Origin of the sequence: Streptomyces avidinii (assembly GCF_014650695.1) — a bacterium.
GTDB classification, from domain to species: Bacteria; Actinomycetota; Actinomycetes; order Streptomycetales; family Streptomycetaceae; genus Streptomyces; species Streptomyces avidinii.
Genome location: NZ_BMVL01000001.1, coordinates 559715 through 582411, shown reverse-complemented (window position 1 = coordinate 582411; position 22697 = coordinate 559715). Strand labels below are relative to the sequence as shown.

15 protein-coding genes, 3 tRNA genes and 1 pseudogene are annotated in these 22697 nt (G+C 72.2%); 9 read left to right on the top strand and 10 right to left on the bottom strand.

Translation table 11 applies throughout. From position 1 onward, the window contains the following. Positions 1 to 6 precede the first annotated feature (6 nt). Positions 7 to 860, bottom strand: a pseudogene (locus IE257_RS02740) (sirohydrochlorin chelatase). Between the two features lie 254 nt (positions 861 to 1114). Here IE257_RS02740 and IE257_RS02735 point away from each other — a divergent pair. The 6 genes from IE257_RS02735 to IE257_RS02715 all read left to right on the top strand — a co-directional run bounded on the left by IE257_RS02735 (position 1115) and on the right by IE257_RS02715 (position 6226). Next, entirely contained in the window at positions 1115 to 1822 is a 708-nt protein-coding gene (locus IE257_RS02735) for a SanA/YdcF family protein (RefSeq protein WP_189964771.1), read from the top strand. Positions 1823 to 1835: 13 nt separating this feature from the next. Then, a complete protein-coding gene (locus IE257_RS02730) occupies positions 1836 to 2306 on the top strand; it encodes an SDR family NAD(P)-dependent oxidoreductase (RefSeq protein WP_506357759.1) in 471 nt (156 codons plus the stop codon). Further along, positions 2258 to 2377: an SDR family oxidoreductase gene (locus tag IE257_RS39635; protein ID WP_506357757.1), complete on the top strand. Its 120-nt coding sequence runs from the start codon at positions 2258 to 2260 to the stop codon at positions 2375 to 2377. Before IE257_RS02730 ends, IE257_RS39635 begins: the two co-directional genes overlap by 49 nt. A 72-nt stretch (positions 2378 to 2449) precedes the next feature. Continuing rightward, entirely contained in the window at positions 2450 to 2623 is a 174-nt protein-coding gene (locus IE257_RS02725) for a hypothetical protein (protein WP_189964108.1), read from the top strand. 45 nt (positions 2624 to 2668) lie between these two features. Next, positions 2669 to 4744, top strand: a complete 2076-nt coding sequence (locus tag IE257_RS02720) for a molybdopterin oxidoreductase family protein (protein ID WP_189964106.1) — start codon at positions 2669 to 2671, stop codon at positions 4742 to 4744. Between the two features lie 369 nt (positions 4745 to 5113). Next, entirely contained in the window at positions 5114 to 6226 is a 1113-nt protein-coding gene (locus IE257_RS02715; RefSeq protein ID WP_107475574.1) for an RNA polymerase sigma factor, read from the top strand. Between the two features lie 70 nt (positions 6227 to 6296). Here IE257_RS02715 and IE257_RS02710 read toward each other — a convergent pair whose 3' ends face one another. The 5 genes from IE257_RS02710 to IE257_RS02690 form a co-directional block, all read right to left on the bottom strand. Then, on the bottom strand, positions 6297 to 6812 hold the full coding sequence (locus IE257_RS02710) for a GNAT family N-acetyltransferase (RefSeq protein WP_189964104.1): 516 nt from the start codon (positions 6810 to 6812) through the stop codon (positions 6297 to 6299). An 88-nt stretch (positions 6813 to 6900) separates the two neighbouring features. Beyond that, entirely contained in the window at positions 6901 to 8823 is a 1923-nt protein-coding gene (locus tag IE257_RS02705) for an ABC transporter ATP-binding protein (protein ID WP_189964102.1), read from the bottom strand. Then, positions 8820 to 10553 (bottom strand): ABC transporter ATP-binding protein, encoded by a 1734-nt coding sequence (locus IE257_RS02700; protein WP_189964100.1) that lies wholly within the window; start codon positions 10551 to 10553, stop codon positions 8820 to 8822. The genes IE257_RS02705 and IE257_RS02700 overlap by 4 nt, the downstream gene beginning before the upstream one ends. Positions 10554 to 10671: 118 nt before the next feature. Continuing rightward, positions 10672 to 12147 (bottom strand): FGGY family carbohydrate kinase, encoded by a 1476-nt coding sequence (locus IE257_RS02695; protein ID WP_189964098.1) that lies wholly within the window; start codon positions 12145 to 12147, stop codon positions 10672 to 10674. A 96-nt stretch (positions 12148 to 12243) separates the two neighbouring features. After that, positions 12244 to 12549, bottom strand: coding sequence for a YtxH domain-containing protein (locus tag IE257_RS02690; RefSeq protein WP_189964096.1), 306 nt, complete (start codon positions 12547 to 12549; stop codon positions 12244 to 12246). 145 nt (positions 12550 to 12694) lie between these two features. Between IE257_RS02690 and IE257_RS02685 the strand changes: the two genes are divergently transcribed. The 3 genes from IE257_RS02685 (at position 12695) to IE257_RS02675 (ending at position 13109) form a co-directional block, all read left to right on the top strand. Continuing rightward, positions 12695 to 12767 (top strand) — tRNA-Asn (locus IE257_RS02685). A gap of 5 nt (positions 12768 to 12772) precedes the next feature. Then, positions 12773 to 12845 (top strand) — tRNA-Asn (locus IE257_RS02680). 190 nt (positions 12846 to 13035) lie between these two features. Beyond that, positions 13036 to 13109: transfer RNA gene (locus IE257_RS02675), tRNA-Ile, on the top strand. 118 nt (positions 13110 to 13227) lie between these two features. Here IE257_RS02675 and IE257_RS02670 read toward each other — a convergent pair. From IE257_RS02670 to IE257_RS02655, 4 genes are all read right to left on the bottom strand, one after another. After that, positions 13228 to 14223 carry a CHAT domain-containing protein gene (locus IE257_RS02670; protein ID WP_189964093.1) on the bottom strand — a complete coding sequence of 332 codons (996 nt, stop codon included), beginning with the start codon at positions 14221 to 14223 and terminating at the stop codon, positions 13228 to 13230. Continuing rightward, positions 14210 to 19687, bottom strand: coding sequence for a tetratricopeptide repeat protein (locus IE257_RS02665; RefSeq protein ID WP_189964091.1), 5478 nt, complete (start codon positions 19685 to 19687; stop codon positions 14210 to 14212). The genes IE257_RS02670 and IE257_RS02665 overlap by 14 nt, the downstream gene beginning before the upstream one ends. Continuing rightward, on the bottom strand, positions 19684 to 21144 hold the full coding sequence (locus tag IE257_RS02660; RefSeq protein ID WP_189964089.1) for a lipase/acyltransferase domain-containing protein: 1461 nt from the start codon (positions 21142 to 21144) through the stop codon (positions 19684 to 19686). The genes IE257_RS02665 and IE257_RS02660 overlap by 4 nt, the downstream gene beginning before the upstream one ends. Before the next feature lie 226 nt (positions 21145 to 21370). Beyond that, complete coding sequence (locus tag IE257_RS02655) at positions 21371 to 22528, bottom strand: carboxylate-amine ligase (protein WP_189964087.1); 1158 nt, start codon at positions 22526 to 22528, stop codon at positions 21371 to 21373. Between the last annotated feature and the right edge of the window lie 169 nt (positions 22529 to 22697).

The following is a 22697-nucleotide window of genomic DNA, read 5'->3' as shown; positions in this document are numbered from 1 at the left end:
TCGGGATCAGGCGGAGAGCAGTTCCGGCCGTGCCAGGTCGAGGGGGAGGGCGCGGGCCTCGTCGTAGCGGTGCAGCAACAGGCGGGCCAGGGCCGGGTGGTCGCCCAGCGGGGCGGCGGCGGGGCCCTGCGCGGCAGCCGCGGTCTGGGTGGCGAAGCGGCCGGGAGCGGCGAAGTACGAGGCCACGGCGATCCGGTGGTGGCCGCGGGCGGCGAGGGCCCGGACCGCGTCGGGGGCGCTCGGCGCGGCGGCGGAGGCATAGGCGGGGGTCACGGGGACGCCGCCGAGGCGTTCGGAGAGCAGGGCGGCGGTGCGCCGGGTGTCGGCCGCCGAGTCGGGGTCGCGGGAACCGGCGGCGGCCAGCACGACGGCCGAACCGGGTGCCGGGGTCCAGCCCGTTTCCAGGAGCCGCTCGTACAGCGCCTCGACGAGCAGCGGATGCGGGCCCAGCGGGGCTGCGACGCGGGTGAGCAGGTGACCGGCCCGGGCGGCGGCGGCCGGGAGATCACGCTTGACGTGGTACCCGCGGCCGAGCAGCAGCGGGACGAGCACCGCCGAACCGGACAGTCCGCTCAGGGTGTCGTCGAGCAGCGGCTCGTTCAGCTCGACGTGGCCGAGCCGGACGTCGAGGCGCGGGCGGAGCTCGCGGACCCGTTCGAGGAGGGCGCGGGCGGTGTGCAGGGCGCGCGGGTCGCGGCTGCCGTGGGCCACGGCGACGAGGGTGGGCTGCATGGGCGGACTCCGGGTCGGCGCAGGCCGCTGAGCTGGGTGCCCAGCTGGAGGGTGATGCGGCCGAGCAGCTCGGCCGTACTGTCGAAGGGGAGGGCGGGAAATTCGGGAGGGTGCACCGGCTCCGTCATGAATCGATCCTGCGCGCCCGAGATTGCCGGTGCGTTGCGCGGGGATGACGGGTGTTTGCCGGGTGCTCACACGGCGGCCGGCGCGGATGTCGGAGCCGGTGCCGGATCGGGTGCCGGAGCAAGTGCCGGAGCCGGTGCCGGAGCAAGTGCCGGCGCGCGGGCTGCCCGCCCGGCACGCGGGCCCGGGTGAACCGCACGGCGCCCGTACGCGTCCTGACCAGCGGACCAGCAGCCGAGACACCAGGGGATGGATGATGCGCCGACCGCGCCTGCCGAGAATCGAGTGGAGCCGGGCGGTGGCGGCGCTGCGCAGCGTACGGACGCGGCGGCTGGTGGTGCAGACCGTCATGGCGGGGTGCGTGCTGGCGCTGCTGCCCTCGGCGTGGATGCACGCGGTGGCCGCAGACCGGCTGCGGACCACGGCCGACGCGCCCGCCGCCGAAGTGGCCGTGGTGTTCGGTGCGGGTCTGTGGCGGGGGCAGCCCACTCCCTACCTGGCCGACCGGCTCGACGCCGCCGCCGAGCTCTACCGCACCGGCAAGGTGAAGGTCGTCCTGGTCACCGGGGACAACAGCCGCACCGAGTACGACGAGCCGAACGCGATGCGGACGTACCTCACGCGCCAGGGGGTGCCGGACACCCAGATCGTCAGCGACTACGCGGGCTTCGACACCTGGGACTCCTGCGTACGGGCCAAGGAGATCTTCGGCGTGAAGCGGGCCGTGCTGGTCACCCAGGGCTTCCACATCCGCCGGGCCGTCGCCCTGTGCCAGGCGGCGGGCCTGGACTCGTACGGCGTCGGAGTGGCCGACGTGCACGACGCCACCTGGTACTACGGCGAGACCCGCGAGGTCTTCGCGGCGGGCAAGGCGGCGCTGGACGCGGCCTTCAAGCCCGCCCCGCACTTCCTGGGACCGAAGGAGGAAGGGGTGTCGCGGGCCCTGGCCGCTCTGGCAGGCTGACGCGGCGCCGACTATGCCGATTAGTCATATGCCGGTCAGTCCCGTACGCGAGCATCAGGGGTGTGGAACCGTGGCTGTCGTGGATCTGAGCGGCAAGGTCGTCGTCATCACCGGTGGGGCCCGCGGCCTGGGCGCCGCAGCCGCACAGGCCGTCGTGGACGGCGGCGGCCGGGTGCTGATCACCGACGTGCTGGAGGCGGAGGGCGCCGGGACGGCCGCGAAGCTCGGGGACGCGGCGCGCTTCGTCCGGCACGACGTGACGAGCGAGGCCGACTGGCAGGCGGCCCTGGAGTACGCGGTCGCCGAGTTCGGCCGCATCGACGGCCTGGTGAACAACGCGGGCATATCCACCGGCCAGTTCCTGGAACACGAGAGCGGGAGGGTGCGGGCAACTACCCCGGGACCCCGCTGGGCCGCGTCGGCGTACCCGAGGAGATCGCGGCCGCGATCGCCTTCCTCCTCTCGGACGCCGCCGGGTACATGACGGGCGCCGAACTCGCCGTCGACGGCGGCTGGACGGCCGGCCTGACGGTGAAGTACCTGACGGGGCAGTGAGTGCCCCGGCGCTCGGCTCCGACCGCCGTTTATTCACGTGCCCCGGCGGGGCGCCGGACTACGGTCCGGCCTGTGGAACAGGAAGATCAGGACCAAGGTCAGCGGATCATGTGCGTGGAGGTCCTCGACCGGCCCGAGCTGCGGCCGGCGCTCACCGCGGCCCTCACGGCGGGCCTCACGCCGACCCGGGCCGCCGCCTCACCGGGGCCGGCGGCCGGCGCTGAGGCGGAGCACCCAGGGCCGTAACGCGGGGCGGCGGCCCGTGTAACACCGGCGGCGCACGCTGGGGCCATGCGCACCTCCGACTCCGCCACCGACACGCACTGCCCGTACTGCGCCCTGCAGTGCGGGATGCGGCTCCGCCCCGAACAAGGCGGCGCCACCGTGACCGTGGAGGAGCGGGCCGACTTCCCCGTCAACCGGGGCGCGCTGTGCGGCAAGGGCCGCACCGCCCCCGCCGTGCTCTCCTCCCGGGTGCGCCTGACCGAGCCGCTCGTCCGCACCCACGCCGGGCGGCTGGAGCCGGCCACCTGGGAGGAGGCCCTCGACGCCGTCGCCGAGGGCCTCTCCCGCACGGGCCGCTCGTACGGGCCGGACGCCGTCGGCGTCTTCGGCGGCGGCGGGCTCACCAACGAGAAGGCCTACGCGCTCGGCAAGTTCGCCCGCGTCGCCCTGCGCACCTCGCAGATCGACTACAACGGCCGCTTCTGCATGTCCTCGGCCGCCGCCGCCCACCAGCGGGCCTTCGGGCTCGACCGCGGGCTGCCCTTCCCGCTGGAGGACATCCCGCGCACCGGCTGCGTGATCCTCGTCGGCTCGAACCTGGCCGAGACCATGCCGCCCGCCCTGCGCTACCTCACCGAGCTCAGGGCGAACGGCGGCACCCTCGTCGTCATCGACCCGCGCCGCACCCGCACCGCCGAACAGGCCGACCTGCACCTCGCCCCGCGCCCCGGCACCGACCTCGCCCTCGCCCTCGGCCTGCTCCACCTGATCGTCGCGGAAGGCCGCACCCACGAGGAGTTCATCGCGGCCCGCACCACCGGCTGGGAGCAGGCCCGGGCCGCCGCGATGGCCCACTGGCCGGAACTGGTGGAACGCATCACCGGGGTACCGGTCCCCAGGCTCCGCGAGGCCGCCGACCTGTTCTGCGCCCCGGAATCCGCCATGGTCCTCACCGCCCGGGGCCCCGAGCAGCAGTCCAAGGGCACCGACACCGTCGGCGCCTGGATCAACCTGTGCCTCGCCACCGGCCGGGCCGGCCGCCCGCTCTCCGGCTACGGCTGCCTCACCGGGCAGGGCAACGGCCAGGGCGGCCGCGAGCACGGCCAGAAGGCCGACCAGCTCCCCGGCTACCGCAAGCTCACCGACCCGGCGGCCCGCGCCCACGTCGGCGAGGTCTGGGGCGTCGACCCCGACAGCCTCCCCGGACCGGGCCGCAGCGCCTACGAACTCCTCGACGCCCTCGGCACGGACGTGAAGGCCCTGCTCCTGATGGGCTCGAACCCGGTGGTCTCGGCCCCCCGCGCATCCCACATCGAGGACCGCATCCGCTCCCTGGACTTCCTCGCGGTCGCCGACGTCGTCCTCTCCGAGACGGCGGCCCTCGCGGACGTGGTCCTTCCGGTCACCCAGTGGGCGGAGGAGAGCGGCACCACCACCAATCTGGAGGGCCGCGTCCTGCTCCGCCGCCGCGCCCTGACCCCGCCGCCGGGGGTCCGCAGCGACCTCGACGTCCTGCACGGACTGGCCACCCGCCTCGGCGTCGAGAAGGGATTCCCCACGGAACCGGAGGAGGTCTTCGAGGAGCTGCGCCGCGCATCGGCCGGCGGCCCGGCGGACTACTCCGGCATCACCTACGCCCGGATCGAGGCCGAACAGGGCGTCTTCTGGCCCTGCCCCGAAGGTTCCGCCGGGACCGAGCGCCTCTTCCTGGACCGCTTCGCCACCGATGACGGCCGGGCCCGCTTCGTCCCCGTCTCCCACCGCGACGCCGCCGAGGTCCCCGACGCGGACTACCCGCTGCTGCTCACCACCGGCCGGGTGGTCGCCCAGTACCAGTCGGGAGCCCAGACCCGCCGGGTGGACGAGCTCAACGCGGCCGCCCCCGGCCCCTTCGTGGAACTGCACCCGCGGCTGGCCGCCCGGATCGGCGCGGTCGACGGCAGCCCCCTCGCCGTGACCTCCCGCCGGGGCCGCGCGGTGGCCCCGGCCCGCATCACCGACACCATCCGGGCGGACACCGTCTTCATGCCCTTCCACTGGCCGGGCGAGGGTCGCGCCAACTCCCTGACCAACCCGGCACTCGACCCGGTGTCCCGGATGCCGGAATTCAAGGTCTGCGCGGTCCGCGTCGAGCCGGCCTAGCCCCCCGCGAGGGTCGGCGCCAGGGCGGCCGGCAGCCGCTCGCCGCAGGACGCGGCGGAGCCGGAGACCCCCGCGGCGCCGACCGCTCGTGCCCCGTGCGGTCCGGCAGGGGCAGCATCGGCCGGGAGACCGTCCGGCCTCGGGCCGGCAGGAGGTGCGTGACCTTCAACTCCCGTCCCCGGCCCAGGCGTCGGGCCGCGCCGGCTCGGCCGCGTCCGCACAGCGCACCGTCACACGGGTCTCGCACTCCGCCATGGGGCCGATCATCTCGGACATGCGTCCGAGCCGCATCGGGATTCCCGCCGGGGGGTAACCATCCGGTCACGCACCGGACTCAGAAAGTGCTCGCACGCCCCTCGTGGCCGCGATGTGTCGTACCCCACACTGAGGTGCGGTGCCCCCGTCCTCGGAGCCCTGGAGGTCGCCCCCGTGCAGACCCGGACCCTGACCGTGAACGTGAGCGAGTCCTCGGAGGCCAAGGCCGTGGACGAAGAGCCCGAGGTACTGGAACTCATCGAGCCGGTGCCCGTGCAGCGCAGGCGCAGCAACAGCGACAGTGGAGGCGGAGCGGGCCCGTCCGCCGATCTGTTCCGGCAGTACCTCCGCGAGATAGGCAGGATCCCGCTGCTCACCGCCGCCGAGGAGGTGGACCTCGCGCGACGCGTCGAAGCCGGCCTGTTCGCGGAGGAGAAGCTGGGCAACACCCCCGACCTCGACTCCCAGCTCGCCCTCGACCTCGACAAGCTCGTCGTCATGGGGCGGATGGCCAAGCGGCGTCTCATCGAGTCGAACCTGCGGCTCGTCGTCTCCGTCGCCAAGCGGTACGTGGGCCGCGGGCTCACCATGCTCGACCTCGTACAGGAGGGGAACCTCGGGCTGATCCGGGCCGTCGAGAAGTTCGACTACGCCCGCGGGTACAAGTTCTCCACCTACGCCACCTGGTGGATCAGGCAGGCGATGTCCCGGGCCCTCGCCGACCAGGCCCGGACCATCCGCGTCCCCGTCCACGTGGTCGAGCTGATCAACCGGGTCGTCCGGGTGCAGCGCCGCATGCTCCAGGAGCGCGGGTACGAGCCGACGGCCGAAGAGGTGGCGGTCCACCTGGAGTTGACCCCCGAGCGGGTCCTCGAGGTGCTCCGCCTCGCCCAGGAGCCGGTCTCCCTGCACGCCCCGGTGGGCGAGGAGGACGACGTCGCGCTCGGCGACCTCATCGAGGACGGGGACGCCGCCTCGCCCGTGGAGTCGGCCGCCTTCTTCCTGCTGCGCGAGCACCTGGAAGCCGTCCTGTCCACCCTCGGCGAGCGCGAGCGCAAAGTCGTGCAGCTGCGCTACGGCCTGGCCGACGGGCGGCCCCGCACCCTGGAGGAGATCGGCCGGATCTTCGGCGTGACGCGCGAGCGGATCCGCCAGATCGAGTCCAAGACCCTCAACAAGCTCCGCGACCACGCCTTCGCCGACCAGCTCCGCGGCTACCTGGACTGACGGACCGACGGACCGACGGACCGACGGAAAAGGGGGCGCCCCGCCAGGCGCCCCCGCTCCGTTGCCACCGTTACGGGTGCGCCGGCTCAGGGGAGTCGGACAGGCGCCGGCTCATCCACACGTCGTCGACATAGGCCCCGTCCAGAAGGAATTCCCCGGGCAGGACACCCACCACGGCGAAGCCGCACCGCCGGTAGAGCTGCTGCGCGGGCCGGTTGTGGCCGAGGACGCGCAGGTTCATGCGGCGGGCACCACCGGCCCGGGCGGCGGCGCAGGCGGCTTCGACGAGGGCCTGCCCGACCCCGCTGCCGCGGGCGGACGCGAGGACCGCCAGTCCTTGGACGTGACGGACGTGCCGGTTGGATTCGAGGGGGCTGGCCGGGGCCTGGGCGACGTATCCGACGATCCTCTGCCCGCGTTCCGCGACGATGAAGCTCTCCACGGGATGCCGCTCGTCGAAGACGGCCGCGTCGGCCGGGCGCTCGGGTCCGGGTTCGCTCACGCGGGACCATGCCGAGCGGAGCAGCTCCAGTATCTCGCGTTCGTCCTCCGCCCGGGCCGGGCGAATCACCACGTCCAATGCCATGCCGCCATGCTAACGACGGCGGAGGGGCACCCGAGTACGTGCCCGTACCCCAGTGCCCCTCCGCCGTGCGACGCGCGCTGCCGACCGTCTAGTCGACCTCGGCCACCGCCTGCGCGAACTGCGCCGCGTACAGCCGGGCGTACGCGCCGTTCGAGGCCAGGAGCTCCTCGTGCGTGCCCTGCTCCACGATCGAGCCGCTCTCCATCACCAGGATCACGTCCGCGTCGCGGATCGTGGACAGCCGGTGCGCGATCACAAAGGACGTACGGCCGTGCGCGAGGCGCGCCATCGCCTTCTGGATCAGCACCTCGGTACGGGTGTCCACCGAGCTCGTCGCCTCGTCGAGCACCAGGATCACCGGGTCCGACAGGAACGCCCGGGCGATGGTGATCAGCTGCTTCTCGCCCGCGCTGACGCCCGCCCCCTCGTCGTCCAGCACGGTGTCGTAGCCGTCCGGCAGGGTGCGGATGAACCGGTCGGCGTGGGCGGCCCGCGCCGCCGCCTCGATCTCGGCGCGCGTGACCTCGCGCGAAGCACCGTAGGCGATGTTCTCGGCGATGGTGCCGCCGAACAGCCAGGTGTCCTGGAGCACCATGCCGATGCCGCTGCGCAGTTGCTCGCGGGTCATCTTCGCGATGTCCACCCCGTCGAGGGCGATCTCCCCGCCCGTGACCTCGTAGAACCGCATCAGCAGATTGACCAGCGTGGTCTTGCCGGCGCCGGTCGGGCCGACGATCGCGACCGTGTGGCCCGGCTCAACCGTGAGCGAGAGGTTGTCGATCAGGGGCTTGTCCGGCTCGTAGCGGAAGGCCACCTTGTCGAAGGTGACCTGACCGCGCAGGTCCTCGGGACGCTCCGGAACCTCGGCGTCCGGCTCCTGCTCCGCCGCGTCCAGCAGCTCGTAGACCCGCTCCGCGGAGGCGACACCGGACTGCACGAGGTTCGCCATCGAGGCGACCTGCGTCAGCGGCATCGAGAACTGCCGCGAGTACTGGATGAAGGCCTGCACGTCACCGATCGACAGCGTGCCGGACGCGACCCGGAGCCCGCCGACGACGGCTATCAGCACGTAGTTGATGTTCGAGATGAAGAACATCACCGGCTGCATGATGCCGCTGACCAGCTGCGCCTTGAAGGAGGCCCGGTACAGCGCCTCGTTCTGCTCGGCGAAGACGGCCGCGGACTCCTTCTGCCGGCCGAAGACCTTGACCAGGTTGTGCCCCGAGTACATCTCCTCGATGTGGGCGTTGAGCGCGCCGGTCGACTTCCACTGGGCCACGAACTGCGGCTGCGACTTCTTCCCGATCTTCGCCGCGACGAAGATCGACAGAGGTACGGTGATCAGCGCGACCAGCGCCAGCAGCGGCGAGATCCAGAACATCATCACGAGCACGCCGACGATGGTCAGCAGCGAGTTCAGCAGCTGGCCCATCGTCTGCTGGAGCGTCTGGCCGATGTTGTCGATGTCGTTCGTGGCCCGGCTCAGCACCTCGCCGCGCTTCTGCTGATCGAAGTACGACAGCGGCATGCGCGACAGCTTCGACTGCAGCTCCTCACGCATCCGGTAGACGGTGCCGTTCATGACGTGGTTCGACAGCCGCGTCGCGACCAGCATCAGCAGGCCGGCCAGGGTGAAGACCACCAGCGCCCAGATCGCCACGACGCCGACGGCGCCGAAGTCGATGCCCTGCCCCGGGGTGAAGTCGGTACCGGCGAGCATGTCCGCCATACCGTCCTGGCCCCGGGCCCGCAGCCCGTCCAGTGCCTGCTGCTTGGTGGTCCCGGCCGGCATCTCCCGGCCGACGATCCCCGCGAACACCAGGTCGGTGGCCTCACCGAGGATCTTCGGGCCCACCACGGCGCAGCCGACACTGCCGACGACGGCCGCGACCATGCCCCAGATCTTGGCCCGGTCGTGGGCGAGCTGACGCAGCAGCCGCTTTCCCGAGCCCTTGAAGTCCATGGACCGCTGGGCCGGCCCCATCATGATCCGTCCTCCGGGCCCGCTCATGCGGCCTCCGCCTCCGTCAGCTGGGAGAGCACGATCTCCCGGTAGGTCTCGTTGCCGGCCATCAGCTCGTGGTGGCGGCCCTCGCCCACGACCTGGCCCTCGTCCAGAACGATGATCCGGTCGGCGTCGCGGATCGTGGAGACCCGCTGGGCCACGATGACCACGGTCGCCTCCTCGGTCTCGCGGGCGAGCGCCGCGCGCAGCGCCGCATCCGTCGCGTAGTCCAGGGCGGAGAAGGAGTCGTCGAAGAGGTAGATCTCCGGGCGCTGCACCAGCGTGCGGGCGATGGCCAGACGCTGGCGCTGGCCGCCGGAGACATTGGTTCCGCCCTGGGCGACGGGAGCCTCCAGGCCACCCTCCAGCGCGGAGACGAACTCCTTGGCCTGGGCCACCTCCAGCGCCTGCCAGAGCTCTTCGTCACTCGCGTCCGGGCGCCCGTAGCGCAGGTTGGAGGCGATGGTTCCGGAGAACAGGTACGGCTTCTGCGGCACCATGCCGACCGTCTTGGCCAGCAGCTCCGGGTCGAGCGCGCGCACGTCCTCCCCGTCGACGAGGACCTCGCCGCCGGTCGCGTCGAACAGCCGCGGGACCAGGCCCAGCAGCGTGGACTTGCCGCTTCCGGTGGAGCCGATCACCGCCGTGGTCTCGCCGGGGCGGGCCACCAGGTCCACCCCGCGCAGCACCGGCGCCTCGGCGCCCGGGTAGCGGAAGTCGGCGCCGCGCAGCTCCAGGCGCCCGCGGCGGACGAGTTCGCGCACCGGGTCCTTGGGCGGGACCACGCTGGACTCGGTGTCCAGGACCTCCTGGATGCGCTCGCCGCAGACCTCGGCGCGCGGCACCATCATGAACATGAAGGTGGCCATCATCACGGCCATCACGATCTGCATCAGGTAGGCGAGGAAGGCCGTCAGCTGGCCGATCTCCATGCCGCCGCTGTCGACGCGCATGGCGCCGAACCAGATCACGGCGACGCTGGAGATGTTCACGACCACGATGACGGTGGGGAACATGTACGCCAGGAGCTTGCCGGCGGCCAGCGAGACGCCGGTCAGGTCGGCGTTGGCCTCCCGGAAGCGGTCCTTCTCGTAGTCGTCGCGGACGAAGGCGCGGATCACCCGGTTGCCGGTGATCTGCTCGCGCAGCACCCGGTTCACGGTGTCCAGCCGCTCCTGCATCTGGCGGAACAGTGGCCGCGTCCTGAAGACGATGGCGCCGACCGAGATCCCGAGCACGGGGACCACGGCGAGCAGTACGCCCGACAGCTTCACGTCGAGCGAGAGCGCCATGGCGATGCCGCCGACGCACATGATGGGTGCCGAGACCATCAGGGTGAAGGTCATCAGCACCAGCATCTGGACCTGCTGGACGTCGTTCGTCGTACGGGTGATCAGCGAGGGCGCGCCGAACTGGCCGAGTTCCCGCGCCGAGAAGCTCTGCACGCGGTCGAAGACGGCGGCGCGGAGGTCCCGGCCGACGGCCGCGGCGGTACGGGCCCCGTAGTAGACGGCGCCGACGTTGCAGACGAGCTGGACGAGGGAGACACCGAGCATCAGTGCGCCGAAGCGCAGGATGTAGCCGGTGTCACCGTTGACGACACCGTTGTCAATGATGTCGGCGTTGAGGGTGGGCAGGTAGAGGCTGGCGCTGGTCTGCAGCAGTTGCAGCAGGACCAGCACCGCGATGGGTTTGCGGTACGGACCCAGATGGGTCCGCAGAAGTCGTATGAGCACGCGCAGGCTCCGGTCGGCACGATCGAGGGGTCAACCCATATTGGGCCAACCGGCCCCCTGATCCCCACCGGATTTCGCAAAGGCCGGTCAAAAGGACCAGTCCGCCCCGACCCGCGACCTAGGGAGCGTTGTGCCGGTCGGGCCCCTGGAACGCCCCGGGGTGGATCTGCTCCCGCGTCGCGATGTACTGCTGGCGCACGGCCTGCCACGCCGGGAACTCCTCGCCCGGCTCGAAGACCTGGGCCGCGGGTGCCGGCCAGACCGGAGGGGTGTGCGGGGCCAGCGTGCCCTGTGCCACCCCCAGCGCCCAGGCCGCCTGGCGCGCCGCGCCCAGCGCCGCGTAGTCCGCCGGCGCCGGCACCACGACCTGGGTGCCGAACAGCCCGGGGGCCGCGGCCTGTACGGCGGGCAGCTCGGCCGCCGCGCCCAGCAGGAACACCCGGCGGATCTCGACCCCACGCGAGCGCAGCACGTCCAGCGCGTCCACCAGCCCGCACAGCATGCCCTCGAAGGCGGCGCGGGCCAGGTGCTCCGGCTTCATCGAGTCCCTGCGCAGCCCGGACAGGGTGCCGGCGCTGTGCGGCAGGTTCGGCGTCCGCTCGCCCTCCAGGTACGGCAGCAGTACGAGGCCGTGCGCGCCCGGCGTCGACTTCAGCGCGAGCTCGGACAGCCCCTCCAGATCGGTGCCGAGCAGCTCGGCGGTGCCGCGCAGGGCCCTTACGGCATTGGAGGTGTTCACCACGGGCAGGTGCATGCCGGTGGCGTCGGCCAGGGAGGTGACGAGCCCGCCCGGCTCCGACACCGCCTCGTGGTGCACCGCCATCACCGAACCGGAGGCACCGAGCGAGACCACCGCGTCGCCGGGGCCGAGTCCCAGCCCGAGCGCGGCGGCCATCGTCTCGCCGGTGCCGGCGGATATGAGCAGCCCCTCGGGCGTGGTCCCGGCGGCATCGGCCGGGCCGAGCACCTCGGGCAGCAGTGCCCGGTGGCCGAGCGCCAGCTCGACCAGGTCCGGGCGCCAGCTTCCGGTGGCCGCGGACCAGTACCCGGTGCCGGAGGCGCCGCCGCGGTCGGTGGTCCGCCGGGCCGGTCGGCCCAGCAGCTGCCAGACCAGCCAGTCGTGCGGGGACATCACCACGGCGATCCGGCGGGCCGCCTCGGGCTCGGTGCGGGCCAGCCAGGCGAGCTTCGCCACGGGCTGCGCGGCGTGCGGGACCGAGCCCACCGCCTCGACCCAGGGATGCCGGCCGCCGAAGGCCTCGATGAGGTCGGCGGCGGCGACCTGGCCGCGCTTGTCGTTGCCGACGAGGGCGGGACGTACCAGCCCGCCCTGCGGGTCCAGCGGCAGCAGACCGTGCTGCTGGGCCGAGACCCCTATGGCCTGGACCCCTTCGAGGAGCCCGCCGCCGGCGGCCTCGCCGAGCGAGAGCAGCCAGGCCTGCGGATCGGTCTCATGGGGACTTGCGCCGTCCGGTTCGGCCGTGGGCTGCGGATGGGGCGCGTACCCCTGGCGCAGCACGGCGCCGGTCTCGGTGTCACAGACGACGATGCGTGTGAACGCGGAAGAGCTGTCCAGCCCGGCGACTATCCCCATGTGGAGGATTCTGCCGCACGCGGGGCCGGTCTCGACCGCTCCGGAGCCCCCGGAACCTCATGGATCCCGTGGGCCCCGGCGCGCGGACCTGTGGGTCTAGGTGTTGCTGGTGCCCCAGTCGTCGTCGGCGCCGCCGCCACCGATCCGGTCGCGCAGTCCGCGTACCCGCCCGGTGATCGAGTCCGGGACGGCGTCGCCGACCTTCTGGCTCACCGCGGTGAAGGCCTTCCCGGCGAACTCGCGCCCGGTCTGGCCGGCGGTCTCGGCGGCGTTGCGCACCGCGGGGTTCTGCGCGATCTGCCGTGCGGACTTCCGTAGCTGCTCGTAGCGCTCGCGTCCGGCCCGGGTTCCGAGCACGTACCCGAGGGCCAGTCCGACCACGAACGTGACCTTGTACCGCATGCCTGCCACCCTTCGTCGTGTGGTGCCCGGCCCGCTGGTGAAACCGATTGGCGGAGCACCCCCCTGCTTGCGCTAATCTATGACTCGCAACGGGCACTCGCCCCCCGGCAAGGCCGGAGGTGGGCTGTTCGATGCACCGCAGCAATCCCCTGTAGCTCAATTGGCAGAGCAGCCGGCTGTTAACCGGCAGGTTACTGGTTCGAGTCCAGTCGGGGGAGCGCGGTCCCCTGTAGCTCAATTGGCAGAGCATTCGGCTGTTAACCGGAGGGTTGCTGGTTCGAGTCCAGCCGGGGGAGCAAGGAAGAAGAAGAGGGCCCCACGGGGTCCTCTTCTTTTCTTTGTCGCCCCGTCCGGGAACCGGACAGCCTTCAGCGCGGTCTCTCTGAACAGGCGAAGCCGATCATGCGAGGCATCCGAGGCAGGAGATCGTATGAGCGGCTATGCTGCGGCAGACGGCGCGCACACGTGTACGCGCCACGCCGTGAAGGGGCGGTAGCTCAGCCGGTTAGAGCAGCGGACTCATAATCCGTCGGCCGTGGGTTCGAGTCCCACCCGCCCCACAGCGCAGCAGGTCAGGAGAAACGTTCTGGCCCGTCGGCACGTGTGTCCCGCCCGGACTTTCCGGGCGGGACACATGTCGTTTCCGCCCCTTCTCCTCACCGCGGGCGGCCGCGGGGTTCAGAAGACGTGGGTCACGGCCGAGCCGTAGAGGTCGGGTGGAGGGGCGTCCGGGTGCGGCCCCGCCAGAGCCGCCTCCGCGTCCTTGCAGCTCTCGCCGACCGAGCGCCGCGTGACCAGGGACCGGTACAGCTGGCCGGTGAACGTCCGGGCCTCGTGGTCGCTCAGGGAATGGGGCCAGCCGATCACCGTGGTGACGGTGCGGGCCATCTCGGCGGCCAGCGCGGACGAGTGGCAGAAGTTCAGCACGGCCAGCCGCGGCGGGAGGCGCACCCGGGCGATCTGCTCGACGAAAGCCTCCAGGGCGACGCACAGGTCGCCGCCCGCCTGGGTGAGGTGGATCCCCCCGAAGGAGCTGTGGGCCGCGACGTGCAGGGCCGCGGGGGCGTGGAGGTCCAGGGCGGGACTGAACTCGGCGAGTGAGGCGGACGACATCTCCGTCACGCCGACGTAGCTCCCGGAGAGCACGGCCCGGATCTCGGCCACCTCGGGGCCGAAGTTGTTGCGCCCGGGCCGGGGATCGCCCGCGATGAAGAGCAGCCGTCTGGTGAGGGCCGAGGGTGTGATCACGTTCGCCTCGTAGGCCGGCGACGGGGTGGGGGTGGGGGAGAAGAAGCTCTGCGGCGACGGTGTGGAGATCGAGGACGAACCCTGCTGGTCCATCAGCCCCGCGAAGGGGGGCGCGTGCCAGTGCGTCCGCGTGGCCGGCACCCCCGGGGCGGGGAGGCCCGGGTGCGGCTTCCGGGTGGTCTCCGCCAATCGGTGGCGCAGTTCGTCCTGCGGGATGCCGAGGGCACGCGTGATCTCCGGCCAGGCCACCCCTTCGGCACGGAACCGCTCCGCCGCCCGCAGGGCCGTGTCCAGCGCGTCCTGGGACGCCCGGTAACCGGGCGCGGAGCGGAAGAGCGCACCTACGTTGTTCAGGTAGGTGATCTCGGGCAGGGACAGGGCGCGTGTGGGGTCCGCGGCGGCGGGCAGCGCCTCACCGGGTGTCACGGACGGATTCCGCGGCAGGGACGGCACTGACGAGCAGATCGGCGAGTTCGAGGAGCGCGGCGCTGTGTTCCGGGCGTCGCTGCGCCAGCCGCCGCAGCCGCGCCGCGCCGGCTCCGCGTTGGACTTCGGAGCCCTGAGCGGCGGCCTGCGTGATGAGTTCCGGGGCAGGTGGCGGCTCGGGCGACGGGGGAGTCGTTTCTTCGAAGAGGCGAAGGACGGCGAGGAGGTAGGGCGCGGTGAACGGCGCCTCCTGCAGGTCCGGGGCCGCGGCCAACAGGAAGGGCAGGACCTCGGGCCGACCCTCGTCGATGAAGGTCATGGCGGTGTCGTTCGCGGTGGACGGGTCGGTGACGATGTCGTAGACGTCCGGCAGCGGGAGCAGGTCGCCGAGGCGGAGGATGCCCAGATGCTGGAGCGACGCGAGGTCTCCGCTCCATTGCGAGAGCAGCGCCCGTACGAGCGGGTCATTCAGCAGGTCGGGATGACGAACCAGATACTCCATGTCGTCCTGCCACGACGGAGTGGCGAGCCAGTCGTGGACCAGGGCCGTCGTGGTGTCGAAACGACGGAGATCGCCCAGGACCTTGGCGAGCCCCTGCTCGGCCGCCAGGTCGAGCAGGTTGACCAGGCTGCTCAGTCCGGATGCTTCCGGGTAGAGGCTGCACGCGAGGCGAAGGACGCGGTGTGTCTCGGGGGCCGCGAGGGTCGGGTACTGGTGCTCGAGGAGGTCGGCCCGGCCCTTCAGACTTGGCTGGGAAAGCCACTTGTTGAACAGCTCGACGGCCTCATCGGAAAGGTCTTCCCGCGACCAGTCCGGCAGGTTGGACGGAAGCTGGTCGAGGATGTGCCGCCTCGACGTGTCCTGCTCCAGGGCGGACACGAGACCCCGGACGGCGCGACGGGCCAGCCCCATGTCCACCGGGTCGTTCGTGGCCTCTGCGCATGCGATGGCAGTCAGTAGATCGGCCACCGTACCGGCGTGGTCGCCGAGGGTGGCGCGCCACCCTGCACGGCGCGCGAGGAGCTCGGCTTGCTGCCCTGAAGGGAGCACCGGGAGGACCCCCTCGGATATGTGCAGAGCCTCGGTCACGCTTTCGTGCCCGTTCATGTAGAGGGTGTCGAGGGACGCGGCGAGGAGGGGCAGGAACGCTGTGGGGTTGGCCTGGGCGAGACCGCGGACGATCTCTGTAGCCTCGGCTGCAGAGCGAAAGGCGGCCGACCGGTCGCCGACGACCGCTTGTTGAAGAGCGAGGTTGTTGAGGGATTTGGCGAGGTCGGGGAGGAAGGCTCCCGGGTTCTCGGCGGCCAGGGCGCGGTAGAGCTGGACGGCTTCGGTGATCGTCACGAGCGCCGACGCACGGTCGCCGGTGGCACTCTGCCTGTTGGCCAGGTTGTTGAGGGATCCGGCGAGGTCGGGCAGGAAGGCGCCCGGGTTCTCAGCCGCCAGGGTGCGGCGAATGGCTACGGCTTCGGTGCTGGAGATCAGGGACGCGCTGTGGTCGCCCTTCTCGCTCTGCTTGTTGGCGAGGTTGTTGAGGGATCCGGCGAGGTTGGGGAGGAAGGCGCCCGGGTTGCTGTCGGCCAGGGTGCGGTAGAGCTGGACGGCTTCGGTGCTCGTTGCGAGGGCCCCCGCAGGGTCGCCGGTGTGCCGGGTCGAGAGGTTGTTGAGGGCGGAGGCGAGTTTGGGGAGGAAGGCGCCCGGGTTGCTGTTGGCCAGGGTGCGGTAGAGCTGGACGGCTTCGGTGCTCGTTGCGAGGGCCCCCGCAGGGTCGCCGGTGTTGCCCTGCTGGGTCGAGAGGTTGTTGAGGGATCCGGCGAGGTTGGGGAGGAAGGCGCCCGGGTTCTTGTTGGCCAGGGTGCGGTAGAGCTGGACGGCTTCGGTGCTCGTTGCGAGGGCCCCCGCAGGGTCGCCGCTGTTGCGCTGCTGGATCGAGAGGTTGTTGAGGGCGGAGGCGAGGTCCGGGAGAAAGGCCGCCGCATTGTCGCGGGGGAGCGTGCGGTAGAGCTCGACCGCTCGGATGCTGGAAGCCAGGGCCGCAGCCCTGTCTCCGGCTTCGCTCTGCTGGACGGCGAGGTTGTTGAGGGAGGAGGCGAGGTCGGGGAGGAAGGCCGCCGCGTTCTCGGTGGCGAGCGTGCGGTAGAGCTGGACGGCTTCGGTGATCGTCGCGAGGGCCCCGGCACGGTCGCCGATCTCGCCCTGCTGGACGGCGAGGTTGTTGAGGGCGGAGGCGAGGTCGGGGAGGAAGGCCGCCGCGTTCTCGGTGGCGAGCCTGCGGTAGAGCTGGACGGCTTCGGTGATCGTCGCGAGGGCCCCGGCACGGTCGCCGATCTCGCCCCGCCGGATGGAGAGGTTGTTCAGGGACCCGGCGAGGTGGGGGAGGGAAGCCGCCGGGTTGTCGGCGGCCAGGGTCCGGTAGAGCTGGACGGCTTCGGTGATCGTCGCGAGGGCCCCGGCACGGTCGCCGGTGTTGCTCTGCTGGACGGACAGGTTGTTGACGGAGGCGGCGAGGTCGGGGAGGAATGCGCCCGGATTGTCCGTGGCCAGCATGCGGTAGAGCGCGACGCCCTCGGTACTGGAGGCCAGGGCCCCTGCTCGGTCGCCGGTGTTGCTCTGCTGCACGGCGACGTTGTTGAGGGAGGCGGCGAGGTAGGGAAGGAAAGCGCCCGGGTTTCCCTCGGCGAGTGCCTGGTAGATGCTCACGGCTTCGGTGCAGGAGTCCAGGGCCGCCGTGCGGTCTCCCGTGGCGCCCTGCTGGATGGAGAGGTTGTTGAGGGCCGACGCGAGGTCGGGGAGGAAGGCGGCGGGGTCGTCTCGCGTGAGGGCGCGGTAGATCTTCACGGCTTCGGTGCTGGAAGTCAGGGCTCCTGTGCGGTCGCCGTTGTCATTCTGCTGATTGGCGAGATTGTTGAGCGAACCGGCGAGCCCGGCGAGGAAGCGGGAGTCGTCGCGGCTGAGGGTCCGGCGGATCTCGACGGCTTCGGTGATGGAGGTCAGGGCTCCTGTGCGGTCGCCGGTGTTGCTCTGCTGGACGGACAGGTTGTTGAGGGCGGAGGCGAGGTCGGGGAGGCGGGAGGGGTTGTCCTGGCCCACGGTCCGGCGGATCTCGACGGCCTCCGTGATCGTGGCGAGCGCCGCCGTGTGGTCACCGAGCTCGCTCTGCCGGCTGGAGAGGTTGTTGAGGGATCCGGCGAGGTAGGGGAGGAAGGTCTCGGGATCCCGTTCGGCGAGGCCGCGGTAGATCTGGACGGCCTCGGTGATGGAGGCCAGAGCGGCGGCGTTGTCCCCGGTCTCGCTCTGCCGAACCGAGAGGTTGTTCAGCCACACCGCCCGGGAGGCCCGGCCCGATTCGGAGAGGTCGGAGGAGTCCTCCGGTTGCGATCCCTCGGTGGCGATCAATGCGAGGCCGCGTAGGTTGCTGTGGCCCGAGGGCACCGTGGCGGCCAGTTCTGCCAGGGGCAGGGGCGTTCCTTCGGCTGCCGCGAGCCGTTCCAGTGCCCGGACGAACACGCCGCCCTGCGTGCTCGCCACCGCGAGGGCCGGCCGCCAGAAGTCGGGGACCGTGTCCAGGGCGACCTGCGCCACGGCCGTCGCGGTGGTTCCGCCGTCCGCCTTGGAGAAGCGGGACACGCTCACGCACGCGTTCAGCCGCTCCTGGGTGTCCGCCGCGCCCAGACACCGTCGGAGCAGGTCGTGGTCGGCGCCGAAGACGCCGGCCGCCAGATGGGAGCCCAGCGGGTCCGGCCGGACCGCCAGCGTGCCGTCCTCCGGGGCTGACGGCAGGAGGTCCGCGAAGAGCGCCGCTATCTGGTCGCGGCGGCCGGCGTCGGCGGAGAGCTCACCGATCGCGTTCAGCGTGTGGTCGAGGCGTTCCTCCGTCGGCGCCACGAGGCTGAGGCAGGCGCCCGCCTCGCGCAGGATCGCCTTCGTCCGCTTCGACGGTTTGCCGATCTGGGACTGGTACGCCCGTACCCAGTAGCCCATTTCGTGGTCGAGGATCTTCTCGTAGAGCTTCTCCTCCGAGTCCGGCGTCTTGCCGGTGTCCTCCGGCTGGGCGTCGAGCCAGGCCAGCATCACCAGGTCCAGCGTGGTCCACCGGCCCGAGTTCGGGTCCGGGGGCGGCTGGTGGCCCAGAGCGGCCAGCTCGGATCCGCCGAAGGAGCGCAGCGCCGAACGGTAGACGCCGGTCTGGCGCGGGTGGCGGGCCTGCAGCGCGCTGTCGTGCAGGACGTACGGATGCCCGTCCTCCTTGAGGGCCACCGCGATCTCCTCCTCCCACCAGCCGCTCACGGTGCGCGCGGTCAGCAGCAGGCAGGTGGGGGCCGTCCGGTGGCGCAGTGTGCGCAGGACGTTGATGACGTCGGCGGACTTGCGGTCCTCCACGTAGTCGACCACCACGAGCAACGGTGACTCGACGTCGCCCAGCCAGGCCCGGTCAAGGGAATCCGGATCACGGACGAGGAAGCCGGTGTACCAGTTCGTGGCCGCGAGCTGATGAGCCAGCTCCGCCGCCAGGCGGGTCTTGCCCGCCCCGCCGACGCCGTGGAGCAGTGCGATCCGGGTCCGCGGCCCGAGCGGGTCCGGTGCCTGGAACCAGTCGCGGAGGAAGTCCAGTTCGTCCCTGGGGTGGTAGCGGATGGCGTCGTGGCGGGCCCACAGGAGGCGCAGCGGGCCGCTGTCGTGTCCCTCGTCCTGCGGAACCGGGAGATAGGGCGGAGCGAGCACGTCCGTGGTGGGCCGGTGGGGCAGCGGGTGGGGTTCGGTCTGTTCGTATCCCAGCCCGACGTCGAGCGTCACCTTCCAGCGGTCCTCGGCCGCCCCGCGGAGCAGTTCCGTGCCGTGCGCGACGGCCTGATCCCAGGTCTGGCGTTCGCGCCGCCTGGGGTCGACCGCGTCGGCGCGGGCGGCGACCCCGGTGATGTCGACGGCGAGGAACGCGCCGCCGGATTCCCCGTCTTCGGCTAGCTGGTCGACGAAGTCCGCCGGTAGCGTCGTCCAGTCGGGGTCCTCTTCGGTGATGCGGTAGTCGCGGTGGGCCCGGTTGGACCAGTCGCCGTCGAGCCATACGGCCACCAGTGCGTGGGCCGGATCGCCGGGCCGGGCGCCGGAGAGGACGATGACCAGCGGATGGACCCCGGCGTCCAGGCAGGCTCCGGCGAACGCGACCGCCAGGTCCAGGCAGGTGCCGTGGCGCGGGCGGCTGAGGACCTGGTCGGGCGGCCGGACCGTCTGTCGGCCGGGGTCGCTGGTGGTCGGCTCGTCGGCGTACTGGACGCCGGCGGCGGCGAAGGCCTCGTACAGGGAACGCGCACGCGCCAGCGGGGGCCCGACGCCGGGAGCGGGCATGCTGGTGCCGAGCAGGTCGGCCGGTGTCCCGTGCGTGTTCTCGCCCTGGCGCCGGCGCTGGACGTATTCGATCAGGGCCCTGGCGTCACCGTCCGCCCACCGGCGCCATGCGGTGGTCACGCGTCCGCCTTCCGTTCCGCGTCGTCATCGGCGGTCTCCGGGTCGAGCACGCCCATGACGTCGTGGACCCCGAGGCGGCCCACGACCGGTACCCCGCCGGCCGCGACCTCGACGGTGTAGGCCCCCGCGGCGAGCGGCGGCAGGTCTCCGTGCCACCTGCCGTCACCGGTCCCGGTGCACGGCAGCCACGGCGTGCCGCCCTCCTTGCGGCCGTCCTGGGGACGCGCCCGGACCTGGACCCGGGTGCGCTCGTCGGCGGTCGTGCCGTGCAGGGCCACCTCGACCGGTACGGGTTCCCCGGTCGCGGCCGTCTCCTCCAGGTCGAGACCCAGCCACGGCCGGTCGGGGGCGTCGCCCCGCACGGCGTCCAGGGGCTCGCCCTCGTATTCGGCCAGTACGTCGACCACCACCGACGAGGAACCCAGGGCCAGGTGCCGCTCCGGTACGGCCCGCCGGGCGCGCGGGTCGTCCAGCTCGATGGGGATGGCCGAGATCGCCGGCACGGTACCGTCGCCGTGCCAGTCGCGGTTGGGCAGCCAGTGCGCCGCTTCCTTCCGCACGGTCAGCCCGGTGCCGGAGGCCGGGAGCAGGGCGTGCTGGAGGGTGGTGTGGCCGCGTCCGAACACGGCCGTCACCTCGGGCTCGTCGGGGCCGTGCCGCAGCGCGGCCCAGGTGGTCTCGATCTCGCGGTGCACCTCGAAGGCGTGTTTCGCCCGTTGCGCGAACGAGGCGGCCTCGGTGGCATCCGCCGCGAGCTCGTGCGGCATGAGGGCGGGACCTCCGTCGGCCGCCGCCACCATCGGGTACCGCGGCAGGAGTTCGTAGGCGGACGGCCACTGGCGCAGTACCCCGGTCAGGCCCGTCAGCCGCTTGCGCCCCACGGACAATCCGTTCCCCAGCACTTCCAGGGCTTTGGGGGCTCCCCGGTGCGGCGTGCCCAGGGTGATGAGGGCCGCGCAGTCGGCGGCCCCGCCGAGGGGCCCCGTCCAGTAGCGGGCGACCAGACCGCCCATGGAGTGCGCCACGACGATCACGCGCCGACGCCGGGCGCCGGCGTGCTCGCCACCGAGCCGGGCGTCGATGTCGGCCGCCAGGCGCTCGGCCGCGTGCGCGACGCTGTACCGGAAGTCGTACGGGAACAGAACGAGGTCGGCCCGGGTGTCGACGTCGCGCCCCGGCACGGAGACGTCGATCCGTACGTCGTCGAAGTGGTTGCGGATCTTGCGGACCAGGCCGTCGTAGCCCGGTACGACGAACGGGCCGAGGACGGTGATGTCGGGCAGCAGCCCGACCGGTACCAGAGCGGGGTGCCGGTCGAGCCGGAGCCGCTCCGGCCGGAAGGCCGCGCCGACGAGGCGTCGCCGGTGCTGATCCCATCGCGCGACCCCCTCGGGGGTCTGGAGCCGGCTGCCGCCGATGCCCGGAACCACGACGACCAGATGCTTGAGACGCGCCATTGCGCCACCCCGTTCCCCCACGGCCGCGCCGGTGCGCGACGGCCCTCGGAGAGGCAACGGTAGCGGCGTGGTGAGCCGGTCGGGCAGTCGTTGGCCGACGCGGAGCCGGGCGGAGCAGGGAGGTGTGGCGTGCCCCGTCCCGCCCGCTCTGCCGCAGCCGCAGGTGCAGATGCAGGTGAAGAAACGATTGCACCTGTGGCTTTGGCATATCCCGGGTCCGCCCGGCCTAGAAGTCCTCCGTCTCGTCCGTGAGGTGGCGCAGGACGTCCGTCAGGTCCTGGCGGCGGGCGAACGCCACGCGCTGGCGGTGGGCGCCCGAGCCGTCGCGCAGGAGGCCCGCCAGGGTCTTGGCCGCGTGGTCGAGGTCGCCGGCCGCGGCCAGGTCCGGGGCGACCAGGTCCAGCAGGGCCTCCGCCAGGTCCGCCGCGGGGAGTTCCGTCCCCGTGTACGGGTCGAGGCCGAAGCCCTCCAGGCCGTCGTGGGCCGCCCGCCAGCGCGCGAGGCGCAGTACGTCGTCCCGTACGGCCGGTTCGGGGCGCCGCTCGGCGATCTCGCGCAGCGCCGTCGAGACCAGCGCACGGGCCAGTTCGGCCTGGAGGACGGCCGAGTCGATGTCCGGGGACATGTCGGGCGCCCGGATTTCGAGCGTCGGCCAGTGCCCGGAGGGGCGGAGGTCCCAATAGACCATCTTCGTGTCCAGGGCCGCCCCGGAGCCGAGCAAGGTCTGCACCGAGCGCCGGAAGTGGGCCGTGGACGTGAAGTGCGGGGGCAGGCCCGCCGAGGGCCAGCCCGACCAGGCCATCGCCCGCCAGCTGGCGTGACCGGTGTCACGGCCGCCCCAGAACGGCGAGTTGGCGGCCAGCGCGATCAGCGTGGGCAGCCAGGGTCTGATCCGGTTGGACACGGCCACCGCCGTGTCCACGTCGAGCGTGCCGATGTGGATGTGGCGGCCGCAGCTGACCAGCGTGTCGGTGAGCGCGCCGAAGCGGCGGTGCTGCTCGCGCTGGCGCGGCTCGTCGTCGGTCAGGTGCAGCGGCCCCTCCACGGCGACGACCGGCGAAGGGGCGGCCAGCAGCCGGCAGCCGTGGGCCCGGGCGGCCCGGCCGAGGGTGCGCCGCAGGGCGGCGAGCTCGGCGCGCAGCGTGGCGGCCGAGTGGGCTATCGGGGTGGATATCTCCACCTGGTAGCGGGTGCCCTCGGGGTGCAACTCGCCGGGCAGCCCGCCGGCCGTCGCGAGGACCAGCGGGGCGGCGGGGACCACCCGGAAGGTGCGGGTGTCGACGAGCAGGAACTCCTCCTCGACACCGACGGTGAGGGGAACGGTGGGGGGCACCGTGTTCTGCGTCGTGCCGGTGCTCGTGGTGCTGTTGCCAGGTTCGATCACTACGCCTCCCTGGACATACGAGTCTTTTCATCATGAGCTGAACCCGAGGTGAGGAGCGCACGTCGATTCAGTCAAATGTCCGGTGATAGTGGCGAGTTACCGGCAAGAGGCGGCCCGCGCCGAAAGCCCGGAGCCGGGTGTGGCGACTGTTGCCGGTGTGTGAAGCGGC